Annotated in this window: 19 protein-coding genes; 7 read left to right on the top strand and 12 right to left on the bottom strand. The window is 65.8% G+C overall.

The window, feature by feature from the left end; genetic code table 11:
• The first annotated feature begins 136 nt into the window (after nt 1-136).
• Nucleotides 137-592 (top strand): Lrp/AsnC family transcriptional regulator, encoded by a 456-nt coding sequence (locus QM712_RS17005; protein WP_415024274.1) that lies wholly within the window; start codon nt 137-139, stop codon nt 590-592.
• A gap of 161 nt (nt 593-753) precedes the next feature.
• Here the strand turns inward: QM712_RS17005 and QM712_RS17000 are convergent, their stop codons facing one another.
• The 3 genes from QM712_RS17000 to QM712_RS16990 are packed head-to-tail and all read right to left on the bottom strand — an operon-like array spanning nt 754 to nt 3,993.
• Nucleotides 754-1,536 (bottom strand): fumarylacetoacetate hydrolase family protein, encoded by a 783-nt coding sequence (locus QM712_RS17000; RefSeq protein ID WP_415024273.1) that lies wholly within the window; start codon nt 1,534-1,536, stop codon nt 754-756.
• Nucleotides 1,537-1,551: 15 nt separating this feature from the next.
• Nucleotides 1,552-2,919 carry an LLM class flavin-dependent oxidoreductase gene (locus QM712_RS16995; protein WP_415024272.1) on the bottom strand — a complete coding sequence of 456 codons (1,368 nt, stop codon included), beginning with the start codon at nt 2,917-2,919 and terminating at the stop codon, nt 1,552-1,554.
• Between the two features lie 21 nt (nt 2,920-2,940).
• On the bottom strand, nt 2,941-3,993 hold the full coding sequence (locus tag QM712_RS16990; protein WP_415024271.1) for an Ldh family oxidoreductase: 1,053 nt from the start codon (nt 3,991-3,993) through the stop codon (nt 2,941-2,943).
• A gap of 305 nt (nt 3,994-4,298) precedes the next feature.
• Here QM712_RS16990 and QM712_RS16985 point away from each other — a divergent pair, with 305 nt between their 5' ends.
• The gene (locus QM712_RS16985; protein WP_415024270.1) at nt 4,299-8,414 is read left to right on the top strand and encodes a GAF domain-containing protein; all 4,116 of its coding nucleotides are present in this window, start codon (nt 4,299-4,301) and stop codon (nt 8,412-8,414) included.
• On the opposite strand, the gene QM712_RS16980 is transcribed toward QM712_RS16985, so the two are convergent.
• The 5 genes from QM712_RS16980 to QM712_RS16960 all read right to left on the bottom strand — a co-directional run bounded on the left by QM712_RS16980 (nt 8,388) and on the right by QM712_RS16960 (nt 14,150).
• Nucleotides 8,388-8,729: a hypothetical protein gene (locus tag QM712_RS16980; RefSeq protein ID WP_415024269.1), complete on the bottom strand. Its 342-nt coding sequence runs from the start codon at nt 8,727-8,729 to the stop codon at nt 8,388-8,390. The genes QM712_RS16985 and QM712_RS16980 overlap by 27 nt on opposite strands.
• Nucleotides 8,730-8,955: 226 nt before the next feature.
• Nucleotides 8,956-9,948 carry a UDP-glucose 4-epimerase GalE gene (gene galE / locus QM712_RS16975; RefSeq protein WP_415024268.1) on the bottom strand — a complete coding sequence of 331 codons (993 nt, stop codon included), beginning with the start codon at nt 9,946-9,948 and terminating at the stop codon, nt 8,956-8,958.
• A gap of 19 nt (nt 9,949-9,967) precedes the next feature.
• Nucleotides 9,968-10,774, bottom strand: a complete 807-nt coding sequence (locus QM712_RS16970; protein WP_415024267.1) for a WecB/TagA/CpsF family glycosyltransferase — start codon at nt 10,772-10,774, stop codon at nt 9,968-9,970.
• Nucleotides 10,767-13,046 carry an exopolysaccharide transport family protein gene (locus tag QM712_RS16965; protein ID WP_415024266.1) on the bottom strand — a complete coding sequence of 760 codons (2,280 nt, stop codon included), beginning with the start codon at nt 13,044-13,046 and terminating at the stop codon, nt 10,767-10,769. Before QM712_RS16965 ends, QM712_RS16970 begins: the two co-directional genes overlap by 8 nt.
• Nucleotides 13,047-13,340: 294 nt before the next feature.
• Nucleotides 13,341-14,150: a class I SAM-dependent methyltransferase gene (locus tag QM712_RS16960; protein WP_415024265.1), complete on the bottom strand. Its 810-nt coding sequence runs from the start codon at nt 14,148-14,150 to the stop codon at nt 13,341-13,343.
• Nucleotides 14,151-14,552: 402 nt separating this feature from the next.
• Between QM712_RS16960 and QM712_RS16955 the strand changes: the two genes are divergently transcribed.
• Nucleotides 14,553-15,581, top strand: a complete 1,029-nt coding sequence (locus QM712_RS16955) for a glycosyltransferase family 2 protein (RefSeq protein WP_415024264.1) — start codon at nt 14,553-14,555, stop codon at nt 15,579-15,581.
• 18 nt (nt 15,582-15,599) lie between these two features.
• On the opposite strand, the gene QM712_RS16950 is transcribed toward QM712_RS16955, so the two are convergent.
• Nucleotides 15,600-16,586: a glycosyltransferase gene (locus tag QM712_RS16950; protein WP_415024327.1), complete on the bottom strand. Its 987-nt coding sequence runs from the start codon at nt 16,584-16,586 to the stop codon at nt 15,600-15,602.
• Nucleotides 16,587-16,836: 250 nt separating this feature from the next.
• On the opposite strand from QM712_RS16950, the gene QM712_RS16945 reads away from it, so the two are divergent.
• The 4 genes from QM712_RS16945 (at nt 16,837) to QM712_RS16930 (ending at nt 21,538) form a co-directional block, all read left to right on the top strand.
• The gene (locus QM712_RS16945) at nt 16,837-17,904 is read left to right on the top strand and encodes a glycosyltransferase (RefSeq protein WP_415024263.1); all 1,068 of its coding nucleotides are present in this window, start codon (nt 16,837-16,839) and stop codon (nt 17,902-17,904) included.
• 39 nt (nt 17,905-17,943) lie between these two features.
• The gene (locus tag QM712_RS16940) at nt 17,944-19,296 is read left to right on the top strand and encodes an O-antigen ligase family protein (protein WP_415024262.1); all 1,353 of its coding nucleotides are present in this window, start codon (nt 17,944-17,946) and stop codon (nt 19,294-19,296) included.
• A 141-nt stretch (nt 19,297-19,437) separates the two neighbouring features.
• The gene (locus QM712_RS16935) at nt 19,438-20,583 is read left to right on the top strand and encodes a GNAT family N-acetyltransferase (protein WP_415024261.1); all 1,146 of its coding nucleotides are present in this window, start codon (nt 19,438-19,440) and stop codon (nt 20,581-20,583) included.
• Between the two features lie 70 nt (nt 20,584-20,653).
• Nucleotides 20,654-21,538 (top strand): protein-L-isoaspartate O-methyltransferase family protein, encoded by an 885-nt coding sequence (locus QM712_RS16930; protein ID WP_415024260.1) that lies wholly within the window; start codon nt 20,654-20,656, stop codon nt 21,536-21,538.
• Here the strand turns inward: QM712_RS16930 and QM712_RS16925 are convergent.
• The 3 genes from QM712_RS16925 to QM712_RS16915 all read right to left on the bottom strand — a co-directional run bounded on the left by QM712_RS16925 (nt 21,535) and on the right by QM712_RS16915 (nt 23,206).
• Nucleotides 21,535-21,681 (bottom strand): hypothetical protein, encoded by a 147-nt coding sequence (locus QM712_RS16925; RefSeq protein WP_415024259.1) that lies wholly within the window; start codon nt 21,679-21,681, stop codon nt 21,535-21,537. The genes QM712_RS16930 and QM712_RS16925 overlap by 4 nt on opposite strands.
• A 103-nt stretch (nt 21,682-21,784) precedes the next feature.
• On the bottom strand, nt 21,785-22,384 hold the full coding sequence (wrbA, locus tag QM712_RS16920) for an NAD(P)H:quinone oxidoreductase (RefSeq protein ID WP_415024258.1): 600 nt from the start codon (nt 22,382-22,384) through the stop codon (nt 21,785-21,787).
• A 123-nt stretch (nt 22,385-22,507) separates the two neighbouring features.
• Nucleotides 22,508-23,206, bottom strand: a complete 699-nt coding sequence (locus QM712_RS16915; protein ID WP_415024257.1) for a pirin family protein — start codon at nt 23,204-23,206, stop codon at nt 22,508-22,510.
• Between the last annotated feature and the right edge of the window lie 2 nt (nt 23,207-23,208).

Here is a 23,208-nt window from a genome sequence, read left to right as displayed (position 1 = left end):
ATCCCTGCCGAATGGGAGAAGGGTAGGCCCGGGCGGCCGGTAGGTCTTACCTATCTTTCCTGATTATAGCGTCATTCTGGTAGAATTACCCGCTTTTGTGCTACCATCGGTACGATATCTCATTTTGGTCAAGCTCATGATCGAAGATCAGGACGCACGGATTCTCGCTCATCTCCAGAAGGATGGCCGCGCCACCAATCAGCAGCTTGCGGATGAGGTCGGCATGTCGACGTCGGCGTGCTGGCGTCGGGTCCGCGGGCTGGAGGAGAGCGGTGTCATCCAGGGCTATGCGGCTCTCGTCGCGCGCGAGCAGGCGGGCTTTGCGATGTCCGCCATTCTCCATGTCTCGCTGGAGCGGCACGACGCGAAATTCGTCGACGAGTTCGTCGCGCGGGTGACCGGGCGGCGCGAGGTGCTGGAGTGCTTTGCGACCACCGGGGATGCAGACTACCATCTGCGCGTCGTCGTGCAGGATATGGTGGCCTACAACAAATTCCTCGACGAATTCATGTTCCGCATTCCCGGCATCCGCTATGTCCGCAGCAATGTGGTGCTGAAGGAGATCAAGACGAGCGTGGCGCTGCCGTTCTGATCTTGGTGATATTTCGCGAGCTTTTGAGCGGTCGCGCTACGGTCTGGAATCGCAACCACGAATCCCGGCCATTCGGGCATTCCTGAAGGCATTGAAATCGGCGCAGGCCGAAGCAATCCTGGGGGACTGAGGCGCAGGGCTTCGAGACGCGCGTGCGACGACTACGGCTCCCGCACAAACCGGTTGCGCAGCGTGCCGATGCCGTTGATGTCGATCTCGACGACGTCGCCGTGCCGGATGTCCGGTGAGGCGCCGTCCGTGCCCATCCAGATCACGTCCCCCGGCCATAGCGTGAAATACTTCGTCAGTTCGACCAGGAACGGGACGACGCCGAAGATCATGTCGTTGGTGCGGAAGCGGTTGGTCTCGGTGCCGTTGACCCTGACGACCGTTTCCATTTCGGCGAGGTCGGCCTCGGTCTCGATCCACGGTCCCATCGGCTTGAACGTGTCGGCATTCTTCGACCGCCACAGGCCGCGGTCGGCCTTCTGCCAGGTCCGTTCGCTGACGTCGTTGCCGATGGTGTAGCCGAACACGCAATCCATCGCGTTCCGTTCGGTGAGATGCTTGACCTTCTTGCCGATGACGACCACGAGCTCGCCCTCGTAATGGATCTTCTCCGTCGCAAAGGACGGGATCACGACGTCCTCGTCGTGCGCGATCAGCGCGTTCTGGGCGCGGTAACCGATCTCGGGGCGGTCGGGCACGGCCGGGACCTCGCCGCGCTTGTCGGCGGCTTCCTTCAGATGCTTCAGGTAGTTCAGGCCGACGCAATAGAAGGTGCGGGGGACCAGCGGCAGCTCGATCTTGACCTGCGATAGCGGGTGCTTGCGCGAGGTGCGTTGCCATTCGCCGAAGGGATCGCCGTCGACCGCGACGATCTGGTCGCCTTCGAGGATTCCCCAACTCGTCTTGCTCGATGCCGTGAATTTCAGCCAGCGCATGTCATGTCCCTGTCGTCATTCCGCAGCGTCGCGCGGCTGCGCCTTCCAGGCGCCGGCGGTGGGCCGCTTGAGCCCGAGATTCTCGCGCAGCGTCTTGCCGCGATAGTCCTTGTGAAACAGGCCGCGCCGCTGCAATTCCGGTACGACATGGCGCACGAAATCGGCATAGGAGCCGGGCACGTAGGTCGCGGCGATGACGAAGCCGTCGCAGCCGCGCTCGACGAACATCTCTTCGAATTTGTCCGCGATCTCCTTGGGGCCGCCGACCATCGCGTCCTGGACCTGGCCGCGTCCGGAGAAGGTGACGAAGTCGCGTGCGGTCGGATTGGCCTTGCCCGAGTTCTTCAGCACGCCGTCGCGGATGCCCAGAATGCCCTGCATGCCCTTCAGTTCCTCCGTCGTCAGCGGCTCGTCGAGATCCTTGGCGGCGAAATCATGGTTGAGGGCTTCGGCGAGCAGCGACAGCGCGTCGATCTGGAGCGGCAGCTTGTTGATCAGGGCCATCCTGTCCTCGGCCTCCGCCTTTGTCGCCGCGCAGACCGGCGTCATCAGGTTGCAGAGGAACATCTGGTCGGGATCGCGGCCGGCCTTGGCCGCCGCGTTGCGCACGGCGGCATAGCCCTCCTTCGCGCCCGCGAGGTTGCGTGCCGCGGTGAAGATCACCTCGCCCCACCGCCCGGCAAAGCGCTGGCCGCGGCCCGAGGCGCCGGCCTGGATGATGACGGGATGGCCCTGGTCCGAGCGCGGCACCGTGAACGGCCCGCGCGACTTGAAGAATTCGCCCTTGTGGTCGAGCCGCTTCACCTTGGCCGGATCGGCGAAGCGGCCGCTGGTCTTGTCCATGATGAGCGCGCCGTCTTCCCAGGTGTCCCAGTGGCCGAGCACGACCTCCATGAATTCGTCGGCGCGGTCGTAGCGGGCGTCATGCTCGGGATGCGAATCCCGGCCCATGTTGAAAGCTTCGCCGTCGTTGAGCGAGGTGACGACGTTCCAGCCGGCGCGTCCGCCCGACATCAGGTCGAGGGTCGCGAAGCGGCGCGCGACGTCGAAGGGTTCGAAATAGGTGGTCGAGCAGGTCGCGCCCAAGCCGAGCTTCTCGGTGACCATGCCCATCGTGGTCAGGACGATCAGCGGATCCATCTTCACGCAGCGGATGCCGTATTCGACGGTATGGGCGTGGTCGTTGCCGTAGCGATCTGGCATCGCCAGGCGATCGTCGAAGAACGCCATGTGAAACTTGCCGGCCTCGAGGATCCTGGCGATCTCCTGATAGTAATCCGCCGACATCGAATCGTCGCGCGAGTCCGGGTGCCGCCACGAGCTCGGCAAATTGGTGCAGTTTTGCGCCTGGAGGAAGCCGACCAGTACCATCTGCCGCGTCATGCTGCTGTTCTCCATATGCGTTCAGGCGAGGTCGAGCACCGTTTCGAGGCGGTACTCGCGGGCCAGCGCGCGCAGCTTGTCCCAGGTCGCATCCTCGATCTCGATGCCGTCGCGAAGCCGCTGCTGCTCGCGCAGGCCTTCGATCTCGCCGGGATAGAAGACGCCCTTGCTGCCCTCGGACGGGGGCGTCGATTTCAGGTACTGCGCGAATTCGGCGACCTCGCGCTTGAACTCCTTCAGCGGACGGAATGCGGCGACGTTGAACACTGCCATGAAGCATCCGTCATTGTGCCGGCCGGTCGGCTCGACGCCGAAGCCGAGGCCCGTGAGCAGGCCGCAGAGCACCTCGACCATGGCCGCGAGCCCGCTGCCCTTGTAGCCCTCGGTGCCGCCGAGCGGCAGCAGCGCGCCGCCCTTGCGGTACTGCGTCGGGTCTGTGGTATGGCGGCCCTCGCCGTCGATGATCCATCCGGTCGGGATCTCCTCGCCGCGCGCGACCGCGAGCTGGATCTTGCCGGCCGCGACTGCCGACGTCGCCATATCCAGGTAGAACGGCGCGGCGAGATCGGACGGCACCGCGATCGAGATCGGGTTGGTGCCGAGCCGCGCTTCCTTGCCGCCGAACGGTGCCACATGCTTCGGCGAGCGGCCCGAATCCGCCGTCGCGATCCCGATCATCCCTTCGCGCATCGCCATCAGCGGATAGGCGGCTAGCCGCCCGACATGGCTCTGCCGGAACACGGTGCATGCGGCGACGTTCGCCGTCTTCGCCTTCTCGATCGTCAGCGCCATCGCCTTGGCGTTGACGTGGAAGCCGAAGCCCCACTGGCCGTCGATCACGGTCGTGGTCGCCGATTCCTGCACGATCGACCATTTGGCGCCGGGAACGATGTGCCCCGCCTTGATACGGTCGATGTAGGTCGGGATCGCGATCACGCCGTGGGAATCGTGCCCGGCGAGATTGGCGTTGACGCAGCCGGTCGCGACGGCGTCGGCTTCCTCCTCGGAGGCTCCTGCGGCATGGAGCAGTGCTGCGCCGATGCGGGTGAGACGGTCGGCCTTGACGATCGGCATGGCGTTCCCTCGGTCGTCGCCCTTCATGGGCGTTGGTTGTTGCGGCCATCGTCTCAAAGCGGAGCGCCGATATCAATCTCCCGTAAACCAATCCTGCGCTGCAAATTCGCAGATGGGCCGTGCCCTTGCCGGGCACCTGCGGCGCGAACATCCCGCGCGGCGGGATTCCCGACAGTTTGCCGTCGTCCGTTCGCAGCTCGTTCACTTTGATTGACGATCTGCCGGGGGCAATAACGACCACTTAGGCGATCGTCGCCCATAACGGCATCGGGATAAAAAGGCAGAAATGCCCGGGAGTTGAGACCGTGCAGACGACCCTCGCGCGCACCTTTGCGGCGTTGAGCGCCATCAATGAAGCGATCCTTTACGCGAAATCGCCAAGCGAGCTGTACCAGAAGGTCTGCGACGCCGGGTTTTCGAGCGGAGACTTCCTGGCCGTCGCCGTGTTCCTGGTGGAGCCGGACGGCTGCGGGCTTCGCTTCGCGGCCGGATGCGGTGAGGACGTCGCCCGGCTGCGTGCGATCGACATCACCATCGAGGAAGGCACGCCGCAAGGATCCGGCGTCGGCGGAGAGGCGTTCCGCACCCAGCGCCTGTGCATCAGCAACGATTTCCTGAACGACCGCCGCTCGCTGGCGTGGCGCGATGGCGTGGTCAAGAGCGGCGTGGGAGCCGCGGCCGCGCTGCCGTTGATCTGCAACGGCCGCAGCGTCGGCGTGCTGTTCGTCACCCGCAGCGAAGCCGGCTCGCTCGACGACGAGATGGTGTCGCTGTTCGGGCGCATGTCGGCCAATATCTCCTACGCGCTGGAGAACTTCGAGCGTGAAGCGGCACGCGTGACCGGGGAAACGGCGATGCGGCGGCTGAACCGCATGTTCGGCGCCATCAGCGCGACCAACGAAGCCATCCTGCACGCCAAGACCGACCTGGAATTGTACCAGCGCGTCTGCGATACCGCCGTTTATTGCGGCAACTCGCTCGCCACCTTCATCCTGCTGCGCGAGCCGGGCTCTCACTGGCTGATCCCTGCGGCTGCTGCCGGACAGAACCTCGATCTGATCCACCAGGCGCGCTATTCGATCGACGCGGACGATCCACACGGCAAGGGCATCGCCGGCGAGGTGTTCCGGACGCAGAAGCTGATCGTCGACGAGGACTTCGTCGGTCGCATCAAGGGTACGGTGTGGGAACAGGCCGGCCCCCACGCCGGCAAGGCGGCCTGCATGGTCGCGCCGCTGACCAAGCGCGGTGAAAGCGTCGGCGTGCTGTTCTCCTTCGTCAGCAAGTCCTGGGCGAAGGATGACGATGTCGTGGCGCTGCTGCTGCGCATGACCGAGAACGTCTCCTTCGCGCTCGAGAATTTCGACCGCGAAGCGGAGAAGGCCAGGATCGCCGAGGAGGAGGATCGCCTTGCGCGCATGTATGCCGCGCTCAGCGCCACCAACGAGGCGATCCTTCGGGCGCGATCGCGCAATGAGCTGTTCGATCTCGTCTGCGAGGCGACCGTGCAGGGGGCCAAGTTCGCCTCGACCTCGATCGCGCTTGCCGATCACGAGGCCGGACTGCTTCGCGTGATCGCGAGCTACGGCCCGAACGAGAAGGAGGTTCGCGGGTTCAGGCTCGCGATATCCGACCAGGATCCGGACGGGCGCGGGCTGACCGGCACTGCGTTCCGCACCCGGCAGCCGGTCGTCAGCAACGATTTCTGGTCTGACGAACGCATGAAGATCTGGCACGCCTCCGCGCGGCGAGCCGGCATCGCTTCCGCGGCGGCGCTGCCGCTGTTCAACGGCGACCGGGTCGAAGGCGTCTTCCTGTTCCATTCGTTTCAGCGCGATACGTTCACCCCGGAGTTCGTCGAGCTGCTGCAGCGGCTGCAGGCGAACGTCGCCTTTGCCCTGGAGAATTTCGACCGCGCGGAAGAGAAGGCCCGTGCCGACAGGCAGCGCGGCCGCCTGAGCGGCATGTTCGAAGCGTTGAGCGCGACCAACGAAGCCATCATGCGCGCCAAGACGCGCGAGGAGCTGTTCGAGGTCGCATGTCAGGCAGCCGTGCTCGGCGACATGTTTGCCTCGGCGACGATCGGCATCCTCGATCAGGATCGCAGCTGCGTTCGCGTCGTTGCAGTGAAGGGGCGGCTCCAGGACCGCATGGTCGGACGCACCGCGATCGTCTCCGCCGATCATCCGCAGGGGCAGGGGATCATCGGGATATCTCTGCGCACCCGCCGTCCCTGCGTCATGAACGACTATCTGCGCGACCCGCGATCGGAGCACTGGCGCCTCCAGGCGACCGAGGACGGCACGCGCGCGGCCGCGAGCTTCCCGCTGCTGCGTGCCGGTCTCGAACCCATCGGCATCCTGCTCTTCCTGGCATCGGATGAAGATGCCTTCACGCCCGATCTGGTCGAATTGCTCGGGCGCCTCGCCGAGAACGTCTCCTTCGCCCTCGACAATTTCGACCGCGCCGAAGAGAAGGCGCGCACCGAGGAACAGAAGGAGCGCGTGACGCGCATGTTCGCGGCGCTGAGCGCGACCAACGAAGCGATCATGCGGGCAAAGTCCCGCTCCGAACTATACGAGCTGGTGTGCCGGGCCGCCTCGACCGGCGGCAAGTTCACGTCCACCACCATCGTTCTTGCGGTCGCCGACAGCGATCTGCTCAAAATCGCCGCTGCGGCCGGACCTGCGGCCGACACCACGCGCAACGTCAGGCTCTCGATCGACGCCACGCGTCCCGAGGGCAGGGGCATGGCGGGAACGGCGTTCCGGACCCGGCAGCCCTGCATCAGCAATGATTATCTCAACGATCATCGCGTCAGCGCCTTTCATGCCATCGTCCGCAAGGACGGGGCGCGGTCGGGCGCGGCTTTCCCGCTGATCGTTCACGACCAGCCGGTCGGCGTCATGATCTACATGTCGGCCGAACGCGACACCTTCACCGGCGAGTTCGTCGAGCTGCTGCAGCGATTGGCCGACAACGTCTCCTTCGCGCTCGAGAATTTCGATCGCGCCGACGAGAAGAAGAAGGCAGATGAGCGGATCGAATATCTCGCCTCGTATGATAGCCTGACCAACCTGCCGAACCGCGAAACCTTCAACGGCCTGCTGCGCGAGGCGATCGACGCGGCGCAGCGTCATGATCGCCGCTTTGCGGTGCTGTTCATCGATCTCGACCGCTTCAAGGTCATCAACGATTCGCTCGGCCACGAGGCCGGCGACCTGCTCCTGCTCGAGGTCGCGGACCGGTTGCGTGGCGCCTTGCGGGTGAGCGACGTGGTGGCGCGCCTCGGCGGCGACGAGTTCGTGGTGATTCTCGACCGGTGTGGCGAGATCGACGATGTTCAGCGCATCGCGACCGAATTGCTCAGCGTACTGGCCGAGCCGATGGAACTGGCCGGCCATGAGTGCCACACCACCGCTTCGATCGGTGTCGCGATGTACCCGGCCAACGGCGCCGACGCGCAGACCCTGACCAAGAACGCCGACATGGCGATGTACCTCGCCAAGGAGGACGGCAAGAACGGCTATCGCTTCTTCTCCAAGGAAGTGAAGACGCAGTCGATTGAGCGCCTGTCGCTCGAAAGCGCGCTGCGTCGGGCGCTCGAGCGCGAGCAGTTCTCGCTGCACTACCAGCCCAAGGTGGACATGGAGACCGGCCAGATCACGGGTGTGGAGGCGCTTCTGCGCTGGGCGCATCCGGATCTCGGCAATGTCTCGCCCGCGCAGTTCATCCCGCTCGCCGAGGAGACCGGACTGATCGTTCCGATCGGGCGCTGGGTGCTGAAGGAGGCCTGCGCGCAGGCGATGAACTGGCAGCGCCGCGGCCTGCTGCCGCTGTCGATGGCCGTCAACCTGTCGCCGCGCCAGTTCGCCGACGAGCATCTGTTGCAGGACGTCGACGAGGCGCTGGTGGCCAGCGGCATGTCGCCGGTGCTGCTCCAGCTCGAAGTCACCGAGAGCATGATGATGCGCAACGTCGGCCGCGCCCTGAAGGTGCTCGACGCGATCCAGAGCCGCGGCATTCGTCTTGCCATCGACGATTTCGGCACCGGCTATTCGTCGATGTCGCTGATGAAGCATTTCCCGATCGACACCATCAAGATCGACCGTTCCTTCGTGCGCGACCTGCCGCAGGATTCGGAGGATCAGGCCATCGCGCAGGCGATCATCAGCATGGGCAAGGCGCTCGGCATGACCGTCGTCGCGGAAGGCGTGGAGAACGCCGAGCAGGAGAGGTTCCTGCGCACCCATGGCTGCGACGAGATGCAGGGCTTCCTGATCTCGAGGCCGCTGCCGCCGCACCAGATGGCCGAATTGCTGCGGCCGATGGTGCTGTCCGTGGCGCCGCCGCTCCAGCCCGAGCCGAACCAGGGCGCCGGCGAAGACAGGGCGTCAGGGTTGAAACGCGCCGTCGTCTGACGGCTGCGCGTGCAGGTCGCGGACGTCGTGATCGCCGCTCTCGGCCTTGTTTGGAAAATCCTGCGGTCCGGTCAACGACGTCTGCTCGACGAACAGCGCGAGAAGCGCGCGTGCACCCTCCGCGAAACTCGCCCCGTCGTTCAAGTCGAGCGCGCGACACCAGGCGTGCTGCATCGGCGCATGGTCGTCGACCAGCGCCATGGCGGGACCCCACCACCAAGCGGGCGCCGGCGAGCGCTCGCCGTCCGGCACGACGTGCCAGCGGGCGAACTCCTCGATCACGCGCTCGAATTCCAGGCGTGCCGCCTGATTCATCCGGTTCGTGCTCCCTGCGTCCGCGCCCGACGGCAGGCCGACGCGCGGACGTGATCGTGGCCTGGGCTTTCCATAATTCGGCCCGCGCAATCGGCCGAGCCACGCATGTCCGACAGCATCGCCGGTGATGCGGAAAATGCGGGCGCTGGACAGGTGCCAGCGCCGGCGGAACGGCTCATTCTACCCGTCGGGACGCCGGACGGGAAGGCGCGGGCGCGGCGGTTGCCTAACGCGACCTTAGCGGATGCGCCTTCTGGTGCCAGGCCCACGCGGTCTTGATCACGGTGGGCAGGTCGGAGTGGCGGGGCACGAAGTCCAGCACCTTGCGCGCGGCCGAGGGGTCGGCGACCAGATAGGTCGGATCGCCGGCGCGGCGCGGCTTGACGGTGTGCGGCACCTCGCGCCCGGTCTCCTGCCGGATCGCGGTCAGGATCTCGCGGACCGAAAAGCCCGCGCCGGTGCCGAGATTGAAGCTGCCGCCGGCATGTCCTTGCTCGAGCAGCTTCAGCGCCGCCACATGCGCCGCGGCGAGATCGGTGACATGGATATAGTCGCGGATCGCCGTGCCGTCCGGCGTCTCGTAGTCGTCGCCGAACACGGCGAATTCGACATGCCCCTGCAACGCCATCATGGCGCGGGGAATGAGATGGGTTTCATTGTCGCGCAGTTCGCCGATGCCGCCGGCCGGGTCGGCGCCGCTCGCGTTGAAATAGCGCAGGCAGAAGGCGCCGAAACCGTAGGCCGCGCGGTAGTCGGCCAGCATACGCTCGATCATCCATTTCGATGCGCCATAGGGGTTGATCGGCGCGCAGGGAAAATCTTCCGGCAGCTCCTTGGAATCGGCATTGCCGTAGACGGCGCCGGTCGAGGAGAACACGATGCGGCGGCAGCCCGCGTCTCGCATGGCCTGCAACAGCGACAGCGTGCCCTGCACGTTGTTCACGTAATATTTCTGCGGATCCGTCATGGATTCGCCGACAAGGCTCGCCGCCGCGAAATGCATCACGGCCGTGACCTTGTGATCGGCGAAGGCGCGCGCGAGCGTCGCGCCGTCGAGCAGATCGCCGGTCACCAGCGGACCGGCGACGAAATTGCGATGACCTGTCGAGAGATTGTCATAAACCACGGGCTGGTAGCCGGCAGCGGTCAGGGCCCGGCAGGCGTGCGAGCCAATATAGCCTGCGCCTCCCGTGACGAGGACAGTCGGTCGGTCGGTCATGTCGATTGCTCTACGTTTCTCAGCGATTGAAGGGCCGGTGGCGGCTGAAGAGAAGATAGAGCGCGCGGGGGTTGGTGGTCAAATAACGCCAGAGCAGCCGACGCGGCTCCAGCCAGGTCCGCCACGCCCATTCGAGCCCGAACTTCTGCATCCATTTCGGCGCGCGAGAGCGGCTGCCCGACAGGAAGTTGAAGAGGCCGCCCGACGTCTTGATGACGCCGACATTGCTCAGCAACGGCGTGAACTCCTCGACGAAGGCCTGCTCATACGGCACGCCGAGCGCGACCCAGAGATAGTCCGGTGCGAGCGCGTTGATCTCCTCGACCTTGGCGCGCATGGCCTCGCCACGCAGATAGCCGTGGCTGTGTCCGACGATCTTGAGGTTCGGATACATCTTCTGGACGTTCTCGACCGCGGCGGTGTTCTCTTCCTCGCTGGCGCCGAACATGTAGAAGGTGCGTCCCGCGACCTCAGCCTTGCGCGCGACGATGTGGAACAGGTCGGTGGTCGCGACGCGCTCCGGCAGCGGGAACCACGACTGCAGCCTCGATACGGCGACCAGCGGCTGGCCGTCGGCATTGATCAGGTCGGCGGCGCGGAACAGGCGCTCGGTTTGCGGCTCGGTCGAGCAGCGCGCCAGCACCTCGCCATTGGCCGACGTCAGGAAAAGCGGGCGGCCGATGCGATGACGCGGATCGGTCGCCTCGATCATGAAGTCGGCGGTGGCTTCGAGGTCGAGCGCGGCCATGCGCAGGCCGCCGACGGTGATCCGCGGCACATCGGCTGTCGCGGCCCGTCCTTCGGGATTGACGCGGCGCTCAAGCATATTGTTTGCCTCGCTGGCGCGTTTCGGTTGCCGGATCGAGCTCGTTGAGCACGACGCCCACGAGCTTGCGCTCGGCGCCGCCGAGCGCGGTCAGGATCTCTTCCATGCTCTCGTTGATGTCGCGGCTGGTCGGCAGCACCGCCACGAGAGCATCGGCGCCATCGAGCAGCTTGCGGCCGGCCGCGGAGAGCGGCATCGCGGGGCCGTCGAGGATGACGAGGTCGTGGCCGCCGGCGGTGCGCGCCTGCGCCACCGTCTTGCCGACGGCATCCGCGGCCTTGCCGGCATCGCCGGCCACCAGCGGCAGAACGGAAATGCCGTTCACCGTCTTGATCTCGCGCGCGGCCTTGCTGCCGGCCGAGAGCCAGCCGAGCTTGCCGGGATTGCTTTTGCCGGGATGATCGACCTTGCGCGAGAGCGCGTGCGCCTGATGGTCGGCATCGATCATCAGCACGCGGCTGCCGTCGCGCGCTGCCGCGAGCGCGAAATTCAGTGCGGTCACGCTTCGCTCGGCCGTCTCGCCGGCACCGACGAACGCGATCACGGGCATCGCCTTGCCGGCCGCATGCCGCGTCACGGCGGCACGCATGTCGCGCAAGGCGTTCAGCAGGCTGGTCAGCGGGAAGCCCGAACGCAGCGTCGGCCAGCCGATCCGGGTGAGGTCGACGCCGTTGCCGGTCGCCAGGATGGCACCGAGCGTGCGGATGACATCCGCCTCCTGAAGGCGCGCGATCACGGGCTTTTCGACCAAAGCAAGCGGCGGAGGAGGAGGCGCGGCTGCTTCGGGGACAGGCTTCGCGATCTCGGGCGCAGGCGCACGTTGGCGGCGCGTCGGTTCGGGCGCTCCGGCGAACAGATGTTCCGCCGCGACGAACCAGCTCGATGCGGCGAGTGCGCCGAAGATGAAGCCGATCATGGCGAACAGGCTCATCCCGGGCGGGAACGAACGTCGCTGCGGCACGGTGGCCTCGCCGATGACGCGGGCCGCCGAGGTGTTCAGGCTTTCCTGCTCCTCGGTCTCGCGAGAGCGCTTGAGGAAGGATTGATAGACGTCGCGGCTGGCATCGGCCTCGCGCTCGAGCTCGCGCAGGCGCACGGCCGCCTGGCTGAGCTGGACGCTCTGCCGCTTCTGCGCTTCCAGCGCCCGGTTCAGCGAAGCCTCGTAGTCGCGGGCGCGCGTGAGGTCGTTTTTGGCGGACTGGGCGAAGCGGTCGATCTCCTCGCTGATCGTGCGCTTGAGATCCTCGACCTGCTTCTCCGTCTGGCGCAGCGCCGGGTGCCGCGGTCCGAGTTCGGCCGTCTGTTCCGCATATTTCTTGCGGGCATCGGCATATTGCGCGCGCAGATTGGCGATGGTCGGCGATTGCAGCGCTTCGGGGATCGCGCCCGCATCCGCCGCGGTACGCCGGCTCGCCTCGATCTGGTCGAGCCGGGCCTGCGTGTCCATCGTCGCGGCGCGGGCCGCGGCGAGGCGCTGGTTGCTGGCGGACAGCTGCTGGTCGCTGATCAGCGTATCCTGGGTGCCGACGAAGTTGTTCTGGGCCTTGTAGGTCGCGAGCGCGGTCTCGGCGTTGCGCAGCCGCTCGCGCAACTCCTTCAGGCGGCTGGACAGATCGGCAGTCGCGCGCCGCGCCGCGAGGGCCTGCGAGTTGCGCGATTCCGTGAGATAGGTGTTGGTCAGCGTGTTGGCGAGCATCGCTGCCTTCGCCGGATTCGTCGACCAGACCTCGATGTCGACGATGAAGCTCTTCTCGGTCTTGCGGATCGTGATGTGCTTGTTGAGCGCATCCAGGGCGGCGAGCTGCACTTCCTTCCTGTCTTCGGCGGACGGAGCGGAGGGATGCAGGCCGATCAGACCCAGCAGCGACGACATCAGACCCCTGACCTCGCCGCCGCCACCGAATTCGGGATCCTTGTCGAGATTGGCCTGCTGGATGACCTGCAGCAGCACGCTGTTGGACGTGATCAGGCGGGCCTGGCTCTCCACCACCATGGCCATGCCGGAGACGTCCTGCGCGCGCGGTGTGAGCTCGCGATCGACGAGCTGGAGTTCGCGCGGGTCGACATAGAGCTGAGCGGTGGCGGTGTAGCGGGGCGTCAGGCTCTTGCCGATGACCACCGCGAGCGTCGCGCCGAGAAGTGCGGCGGCCGCGATCGCGACCTTGCGCCGCCAGAGCAAGTTGACGAGCTCGAGCACGTTGAAGCCGGTCTGGGACCTCTGTTGCGGCGCCTCAGGCCTGGCCCGATCTATCGGCTGGTTGTAGTCAAGCATGATCCCCAGCTTTCATTCCAACGTTCGCGGGCTGAGGGGTTAGTCTCCGCTTCACGCCACGCACCAGCGATGTAGGTGCGGAACCAACGCAACAGGGAAAATTAACCATACTCACTGGGGGACTATTCACCGAAATGGCAAACAAAGCGTTTAAGCGCGCATTGCCATTCGCCGCGCACAACGCCTGTCTCTCGGGGATTAACGGTTCGTTACCACGCCTCCCGGCCCGCACGCGGATATCCGGCAGCGCATTGTCGCAACGCGCTCCGCATTCCGCGTTCGGTAGCGCGGCCGTCATGGTTCCAGGCGTTTTCTCAGGATGATGTGATAGTCGCCGCGGCGCACGTCTGTGCCGCGCGGAAGTACGGCGTTCATCACGGCGGCGCCGGCATCGACGAGGGCCGACAGCAACGGCTTGCGCTCGCGCATCTCGGGATAACGCGGGCTCTCGACCTCGCGGCGGTAGATCGTTTCGAGGCCGTTGGCGGCCGCGAAGGTTTCGAGCTTGGACAGCGTCACCAGCGGATGGAAGAACGTCGGAAACGGCGCCTCGCCGGGCAGTCCGGCGGTCTTGATGCCGCGGATGTGCCGGTAGAACCAGACATGGAACCAGTGCGGGGAATACTTGGTCACGACACCGGACAGCGAGCGCGGATTGGGCGCGCCGATCAGGATCATGCCGCCGGGCTTCAGCGCGTCGCGGAAGTTCAGGAGCGCGGCCTGGACGTCGGGCAGATGCTCGATCACGTTGTAGCAGATCACAACATCGAAGCCGTTCGGTTCAAAGCGATAGGTCTGCACGTCGCCGAGGATCGCCTCCTGGGCGTAAGTGTTGTTGCGAACCTGATCCTCGTCGATGTCGACGACGGTGACATGGCTGCGGTTGAGCACATCCATCGGCAGGAAGCTGCTGGAGCCGCCGCCGGCCTCATAGGTCGCGAGCCGCCCCTGCGGCAACTCGCGGCGCAGCACCTCGTGGATGGCAAGTAGGCTGTCGCGCGCTTCGCCGGGCACCAGATCGAGCAGCGCCTGCGTATGTGCCGGTCCTGCGGGCGCGGAGGTCTCGATGGCCGTTGCGAAATCGATCGTGGCTGGCTTGTTCATGGTCTTGACCGCACTTGTTCGACGCAAATTACAGGAAGTCGGTGATGTGCCCTAGGAGCAAATCCGATGCCGAGCCACGCCACTGGTCGCAGTGCTTACGATCGGGTTAACGCGCATATGCATTAACTAGCCGATCGCGCTATCGCGCCGCCGCGCGGCTGTGGACTGCAAATTGCAATAGCATGCGCTGCAGAGTTTTTAGGGAAAACACGCGAAAGCGGTTAAGCGCTTGGTGGTAGCCTGGATCATCGGGAACATCGGCGGCCCGGCGCGGTCTTGCCGGTCGGCCGGCCGTTCATTTCGGGACGCATCCGTCCCATGCTGCTGTGCCGCGCCGGGACGGCGTCGGCGCATGCGATCGACGCAGGCCTTTTTCAATCAATCTCGGGCATCGATAACGCCATGACGCTCATTCCGACAGACTTGTCCGCCAGCAGGATCATGGACATCGTGCGCGATCCCAACCGGGAGGTCGCCGCGAGCTCGCGCGTGCTCGATCTGTCGGTCGGTATCGTCGTCTGCATTCCCTGTTTCCGCCGCCCGCAGCATCTGCGGCTGACGCTGGAATCGGTCGTCAATCAGCGCACGTCGAGATCCTTCGCGGTGGTCATGGTCGAGAACGACGGCGCGCGGCGCGAGAGTGCGCCGGTGGCCACCGAGTTTCTCGTATCCGGCAAGCTCCAGGGCATCTGCATCGTCGAGAAGCGGCAAGGCAATTGCCAGGCGATCAACGCCGCGTTCGAAACGGCGCAAACGCTGTTTCCGGCGGCGACGCGCTTCCTGATGATCGACGACGACGAGATCGCTTCGCCCGACTGGCTCGAACTGATGGTGCGCACCGCGGAGGCGACGGGTGCGGATGTCGTCGGCGGGCCGGTGCTCCCGATTTTCGACGACGACAGCAAGCCGTGGCTCGCGCGTCATCCCGCCTTCTGTCCTGCCTACGACTACACCGGCGCGGTGCCGATGATCTATGGCTGCGGCAACTGCCTGATCACGCGCGCGGCGTTCGACCGGCTCGGCACTCCGGCTTTCGATCTGCGCTTCAATTTCCTCGGCGGCGGCGACACCGATTTCTTCCTGCGCTGCCGCGATGCCGGCATGACCTCCCACTGGACGGCGGAAGCGGTCATCACCGAGACCGTGCCGGAAAGCCGCACCAGCCTCGGCTGGATCGCGCGCCGCGGCCTGCGGATCGGCGCGACGAACTTCCGCGTGCAGTACAAGGCCGCGCAGAACGGTGCGTCGCGCGCTCGCGTGTTCGCGCAGACCCTGGGGCGATTGCCGCTGTCGCTGGTTCGCGCCGCCCGGCTGCTGACGACCTCGAAGGCCGTCGTCGCGATGCATCCGGTGATGGTGGCGCTCGGCGCTGCGCTTGCCGCGTTCGGCCTCGAGCCGAAGCCCTACGAGGCTTCGAAGATCGTGTCCTGATCCGCCTGCCGCCGGAGCCTAGATTCCAAGGTAGGACAGGACGATCTTGGCCGCGGATCGCGGCAGCGATGTGAGCGAGCGGCGCCCGATCATGCCGAGATAGGCGAGGGCGTCGCGATATCTGCCGAAGCGAACCGCCTGCGTCGCCGCGTAGGTCACGAGATGGATTTCGGCCGCCTGCCGCAGCTGTGGCACCGCGCTCTCCGGCAATTTGGCCAGGATCATGTCGTCGCTGAAGACGCGCGCGACCGCCGGAAAGAAATCCTGCGGCGTGCGCACGGTCGCGCTCATGGTGTTGGACGCGTGCAGGCGATAGTCGAGCAGAATCGCCGGGACGAATGCGAATGAGCCGATCGCGGCGAGACGGCACCAGCAATGCCAGTCCTCGCAATATCGGAGCGAGATGTCGAAGCCGCCGGTTGAGCGGAAGGCGTCGGCCCGGACCAGCATGATGCCGCCGTTGACGATGAAATTGCCGGCGACGAGCTGCTGCAACACCTGTCCGGACGGCTTGCGGCGGCCCTTCAGGAGATCGCGCCGGCCGATCGCGCGTCCGTCCTGATCGATTGTGTTGTAGTCGCCGTAGACCAGAACCGCGCGCGGCGCGGCGCGGGCAGCCTCGATCAGCGTCGCCACCGCGCCCTGACGCAGGCGATCGTCGGCATCGAGGAAAACGAGCCAGTCGCCGCGTGCGGTGCGGGCGCCGAGATTGCGCGCGGCCGACACGCCGGTTGAATCGTTCGTCATCAGGTGCAGGCGCGGGTCGCCGATCGCGCGGACGATCGCAATGGTGTCGTCGCTCGAACCGTCGTCGACGACGATGATGTCGGTGACGTCGCCCTGCATCAGCGCGCTGCCGATCGCCTCGCCGATATAGGCGGCGGCGTTTTTGGCGGGAATGATGACGGAGACCGCCATGTCCGAAGCCGCGGCCGACGAGGCACGCGCATTGTCTGCCACCGGTGCGGCGGACGATGAATCGAGAATGTCGTCGGCGGTGGTCACGTCCGGCTCCGGTGATCTTAACGCTGTGTTAACCAGGCCGCGTGTCGAAGCTGGCGGCACCGGCGATCGCGGTCTTGGCTGCCGCGGATGATAGCCACATAACGCTCAAATCGTTGCTGCGAAGGCCGGCGCGGCGCCGGTTTCGTAGATTAGCGTTAAACCTGTGGCGCTAAGCCTGTCGGTGATTTCGGCAGATACGACACCCGGTCCCGTGCGGGAATGCGGGGGCTGACCGCCGCGGATGGACCCTGTGCGCGCAAAGACCTTCGACTACGATCCCGACGACATGGTTCTCAACCTCTTCTACGAGGACAAGGACGACCGTTGGTTCCGCGGGGACCGGCATCTGCGGCGCATGGTGCGCAGGATGCTGCTCGGCGAGCCGCGCATGAGTGGACAGTTGCGCGTGTTCCTCAATCTCTGCGCCGGGCTCGACCGGCTCGGCATCCGCTACCGCGTCAACGACTATCGCTACATCGAACAGCACCCCGAAGAGCTGGCCTGCATCATCGGCCGGACGTTCCTGCTCGACAAGTTCGCGTGGAAGAATCCGATCCTGCTCGGCGTCGCCGCTCACAATCATCCGCTCGACGACCCCGACCTGTTCAAGCGGCTTCCGGTCAGGAAGGTCGTGGTGCCGGGCCCATGGTACGCCGAGATGTACCGCCCGCACTGGCCTGACACGGAAGCCTGGCCGGTCGGCATCGACACGGATCTGTGGGCGCCGTCGCGTCCGGCGGACAAGACCGTCGACGTCCTGCTCTACGACAAGGTCAATTGGGACCGGGAACGCCATCTGCCGGAGCTGGTCGAGCCGGTCCGGGAGCGGCTTCTCGCGGAGGGCCGCTCGTTCGTCGAATTGCGCTACGGCAGCTACAGGGAAGAAGACTATCAGGCGGCACTCGCGCGCTGCCGCGCGATGATCTTTCTGTGCCAGAACGAAAGCCAGGGCATCGCCTATCAGCAGGCCTTGTCCTGCAATGTGCCCGTCTTCGCCTGGGATCCCGGCGGTCCGTGGCCGGATCCCGACTATTTCCCGCACCGGGTCAGGTTCGAGCCGGTGTCGTCGGTGCCCTATTGGGACGACCGCTGCGGCCTCAAGTTCGCCGACCGTGCGGAATTCGAGTCGCGCTGGGCCGATTTCTGGACCGGATGCGAGACGAAGGCGTTCGACCCGCGCGGCTATGTGCTGGACAATCTGACGCTGGAGCAGCGGGCGCTGCAATATTACGAGATCGCGCGCAGCGTCGCGCGCGCGCACGCGGTGTCCGCCGAGTCCGGCATGCTGGTTGACGGATGGTTAACGGGGATGGGCTAGAACCGGGACTTCCCCCGCGTCCCCTATCGGCCTTCAGGCATGGATCGCAGCGCCGCAGACATGATCGACGTCGAGCACCGGTCGCTGGGCCAGATGCTCCGCGCCGTGCTGGCGAAGCTGAACGTCGTGAGCGCGGCGCGCTGCCTCATCGCCTTCATCGCCCTGCTGCTGATCTTCGTGACGCTCGAGCCCTATCCGGACCTGCGCAATCCCGACGTCACCAACGTCGTCAGTGGACGCATGGCGCTGACCTATGTCTCGTTCGGGCTGCTTGCCGCGGCGGCTGTGCTGTTCGCCGTCGCCACCGATGGACCGTCGCTGAAGACCCTGATCACGCCGCTGCATCTCTGCCTCGTGGGCTGGATGCTGATCAACGTGCTCCTCTCCGAGAGCCGCGAAATCTCGATCCAGCGCTTCGTGCTGGCGGCGAGCGTCACCTCGCTGGCCGTCCTGTTTCCGCTGCTGCCGCCGACGCAGAGGAGCTTCAATCTGTGTCTCGGCGGCGCGGCGCTGGTACTGTTGGCGCTGTGCTATCTCGGCGTCTTCCTCGCTCCGCAATATTCGATCCATACCGCGCTCGACATCACCGAGCCGCAGCTCGCCGGTGACTGGCGCGGCACCTTCCAGCACAAGAACGTCGCCTCGCCGGTGATGACGATCCTGGTCTATGTCGGCGTCTATCTGAGCACGGTCGGATCGTTCGTGATGGGGCCCGCGATCGCCGTCCTGGCCGGCGTCTTCCTGATCTTCACCGGCGGCAAGACGTCGTCGGTGCTTTGCCTCGCCATCTTCGCCTTGGCGTCGCTGGTTTACGCGATACGGAGCCTCTGGCTGAAGCGGATCATCTGCTTCGCGCCGCTGATCGTGATGAACCTGCTGACGGTCGGCAGTGCCATCAGCCCCGCGCTGGGGACGATTACGCGGCTGCTTCCGGTCGATCCGACCTTCACCGGCCGTTCCGACATCTGGGAGTTCGCGCTCGCGGCCGTTGCCGAGAAACCGATCATCGGCCACGGCTATGCGGCGTTCTGGGACGACGTGACCGAGCGGCAGACGGCCAAGGGCGCGGAGTGGGCCGTGACCGCCGCGCACAGCCACAACAGTTACCTCGACCTCGCGATCACCATCGGTATCCCCGGGCTCCTGCTCGTCGTCCTGATCTTCGTCTGGACACCGCTGCGGAATTTCCAGACGGCGCAGGCCGAGAGTCGCAGCGGCGCTCTCGCGAGATTGTTCCTGACGATCTGGCTGTTCGGCCTCTACTATGGAACGACGGAGACGTTTCTGCTCGAACGGCAGAACCCCATCTGGTTCCTGTTCGCACTTGCCGTTGCCGGGCTGCATTTCCTGGCGCGGTTTCAATGCGTCGCGCAGGTGGAACCGGATCGCTGACCGGTTGCCGCGGTCGCGTTTCATATCGGGACATGCAGGCCCGCTGACGGTATCGGCTTAACGATAAGCTGCGACGTAACTTGTGGTCTGCGGCAAAACATAATCTACCTTGAAACGTTCAGTAACTGTATGCCTTTGCGGATGGCTTTTCTCAGCCTCGAGCAACTAGATGATCGGGTATCCAGCGCGTCGGGAATCACCGTTGATTTCGTGCGTGACTGGCGGCTGGCCGCATCGCGCCTGAACGCCGGGCATCGCACCGCGTTCCAACATGGTTACTGGCTCGGCGCCTGGTATGAGGCGTTTCGCGACGTCGCGCCGCTGATCGCCGTGATCTCCGATGCCGGCACCGGCAGGGACATCGCGCTGGTGCCGATGATCAGCCACGTCAGACGCGGTATCCGAATCGTCGAATTCGCCGATCTCGACGTGTCCGACAACAACGCGCCGATCCTGGCCGGCGATGCAGGCATCGATACGTCCGCTGCGCGCGCGATCAGTGCCGCGCTGATCGAGGCGCTGCGTGCCGCGCCCGATCGTTTCGATCTCCTGCGCCTGAAGAAGATGCCGTCCTATGTGGGCGGCAGGTTGAATCCGCTGGTGTCGCTCGGCCGCACCGGCTCCTGCTCGCTCAACGGCAATCTCGTGCTGACCGGCGACGATTACGCAGCCTATCAGGCCTCGATCAGGCGCATGCAGATGCCGCGCTGCTGGCGCGTCTTCAGCCGGTCCGCCGGTGCGCGGTTCGAGATCGCCACCGATGCCGGACGCGCGCGCGAACTGCTCGATGTGATGGACGTCCAGCAGCAGGAGCGCATGAGGCAGCTCGGCTCCAGGTTCGTCCTCAACGACGACGCTCACGCTCGGTTCTACCGCGAGGTGGCACGCCGGGGTGTGGCCGAAGGCTATGCCGTCGTGTCGGCGCTCGTGTGCGACGAGGGCATCGTCGCCACCACGCTCGGGGTCTGCTACGGCGCGACCTATTTCCTGCTGCGCATCAGCCACGCCGGCAAGGCCTGGTCGAACTGCTCTCCGGGGCTGCTCGTGACCGAGCGCACCATGGCGGCGCTGCATGCGCGCGGTGTACGCCGTTTCGACCTCAGCATCGGCAATCACGACTACAAGCGCCGCTTCGGCGCCGAGCCGGTCCCGCTGACCGATGTCAGCGTCGCGCTGTCCTGGCGTGGTCTGCCCTTTGTCCTGCGTGACCATGCCGCGCAGGGCCTGCGTCGCCATCCCAGGCTCTCCGCCTTCGTCACCCGGGCCATCGGCAAGGGTTCGCGCTGACGCCGCGGCCGCGGGGCTTCATTCGATTCCTGCATCCGCCGTGCTATCGTCTTCGCGTCCCGGAGGCGACATGGAAGACCGTTCGGAGAAATATCGCGCGTTCTTCGCCCAGCTGATCTGCGCTGCGGCCAGAACCACCGATCCCCGTATCGAGGAGGCCTTTCGCACGGTCAGGCGCGAGCCTTTCGCCGGGCCGGGCCCGTGGTCGATCTCCCTCGGCGGACATCCCTATGTCACGACGCCGGATGACGATCCCGCCTTCGTCTATCAGAACACGCTGCTGGCGCTGGACTCGAAGCGCGGCCTCAACATCGGGATGCCCGGCGCGCATGCCTATTGGCTCGGCGGCTGCGGCGTCAGGCAGGGCGAGACCGTGCTCCAGATCGGTGCGGGCAGCGGCTATTACACGGCCATTCTCGCTCATCTCGTCGGACCGGCCGGCCGCGTCTACGCCTACGAGATCGACGAGGGCCTGGCATCGCTCGCGCGCGAGAACCTGAAGGAGATCACGCAGGTCGAGCTGCGCGAACGTTCGGGCGTCGGGCTTCCCCTGCCGGATGCGGACCTGATCTATGTCTGCGCGGGCGCGGCCCAGCCGGCGAGGGAGTGGCTCGATGCATTGCGGCCCGGCGGACGGCTGGTATTCCCCCTGGCGCCCGAGGGCGTGCTCGGCGGCATGTTGATGATCACGCGCCCCGAGCAGGGTGCGCTCTGGCCGGCGAAGTTTCTGGGGCGGGCCCAGTTCATCGGCTGCGCGGGACTGCAGGACGAGGATGCCGCCCGGCGGTTGACCGAGGCCTTCGCCAAGGGATGGGAGCAGGTGCGGTCGTTTCGGCGAGAGGACGCGCCGGACGAGACGTGCTGGTTCGCCGGCGACGGCTGGTGGCTTTCGACCACGCCCGCGGCCGCGCCGGCCGATCCCGTTCCACCGTCCGCCGACATCACGCAGCCCTAGCCGCGCGCGGTCGCCGTCGTGTCGTCGGCGCAGTGAAGCCGTCCGCGCGACGCACGGAACAGGCCGCGGCAATACCAGCGCCGCGCCAGCGCCTGGACGGGCGCGCGGATCGCCTGCGCGATCAACAGAATCTCCAAAGTCATGCAGGACGCGCCTCGCTCAATGGACGCGGACGGCATTGCCGGGAATGCCGCCCGCATCGCATCCAGTGATCCGTGACTCAGCCTTGCACCTCAGCCATGAAGCTTAGCCATGAAGCTTCTTGGCGGTCTCCGCGATCTGTCGCCCCTGATAGCGCGCACCCGCGAGCTCGTTGGCGCTGGGCTGGCGGCTGCCGTCGCCGCCGGCGATCGTGGTGGCGCCGTAGGGCGCGCCGCCGGTGACTTCGTCCAGCTTCATCTGGCCGGCGAAGCCGTAGTTCATGCCGACCACGACCATGCCGAAATGCAGGAGGTTGGTGATGATCGAGAACAGCGTCGTCTCCTGGCCGCCATGCTGGGTCGCGGTCGAGGTGAAGGCGCCGCCGACCTTGCCGTTCAGCGCGCCTTTGGCCCAGAGGCCGCCGGCCTGGTCGAGGAAGTTGGCCATCTGCGAGGCCATCCGGCCGAAGCGGGTGCCGGTGCCGACGATGATCGCGTCGTAATTCGCGAGATCCTCGATCTTCGCGATCGGCGCGGCCTGGTCGACCTTGTAGTACGAGGCCTTGGCAACGTCGGCCGGCACGAGCTCGGGCACGCGCTTGACGTCGACGGTGGCGCCGGCCTCGCGTGCGCCCTCCGCGACGGCGTTCGCCATCGTTTCGATATGGCCGTAGGCGGAATAATACAGGACGAGAACTTTGGTCATGATGGTCTCCGTGGATTTGGATTCGATGGGGAAGCTGCTGAGTCATGCCCGGCCTTGTCCCGGGCATCCGCGTTCCTTGCTCGTGGATGGCCGGGGCAAGCCCGGCCATGACGGACGTCTTCGTTATGCCGCGTCGACGAGCACGAGCTCGGAGTCTTCGAGCGCGGTGATCTTGAGCCGTTCCTCGTCGCGGATCGCGGCGCCGTCGCGGGCATTGACGCGGACACCGTTGATCTCGACGGCGCCCGCCGCCGGCACTAGGTAGAGGTGACGTGACTTTTGCGCCGAATATTCGGCGGTCTCGCCCGCCTTCAGCGTGGTCGCGAGCACCCGGGCGTCGGCGCGGATCGGCAGTGCGTCCGTGTCGTTCTCGTCGCCGCTCGCGATGGTGACGAGCTTGCCCGAGCGGTTCGCCTTGGGGAACGGCTTCGAGCCCCAGGTCGGCTGGCCACCGCGCGCCTGCGGTTCGATCCAGATCTGGAAGATCCGCGTGCTCGTCGGCTCGAGATTGTATTCGGAGTGGCGGATGCCGCTGCCGGCGCTCATCACCTGCACGTCGCCCGCCTCGGTCCGGCCCTTGTTGCCGAGACTGTCCTGGTGCGTGATCGCGCCTTCGCGCACATAGGTGATGATCTCCATGTTGGCATGGGGGTGGGCGGGAAAGCCCGTGTTCGGCGCGATCTCATCGTCATTCCAAACTCGCAGCGCGCCGTGGCCCATGTTGTTCGGGTCGTAATGGCTCGCGAAGGAGAAATGGTGCTTGGCCTTGAGCCAACCGTGATCGGCGCCGCCGAGCTTTGCGAAAGGTCTGAGTTCGATCATGT

Source organism: Bradyrhizobium sp. (assembly GCF_047605465.1).
GTDB lineage: Bacteria > Pseudomonadota > Alphaproteobacteria > Rhizobiales > Xanthobacteraceae > Bradyrhizobium.
This window is presented reverse-complemented; position numbering and strand designations above follow the sequence as displayed.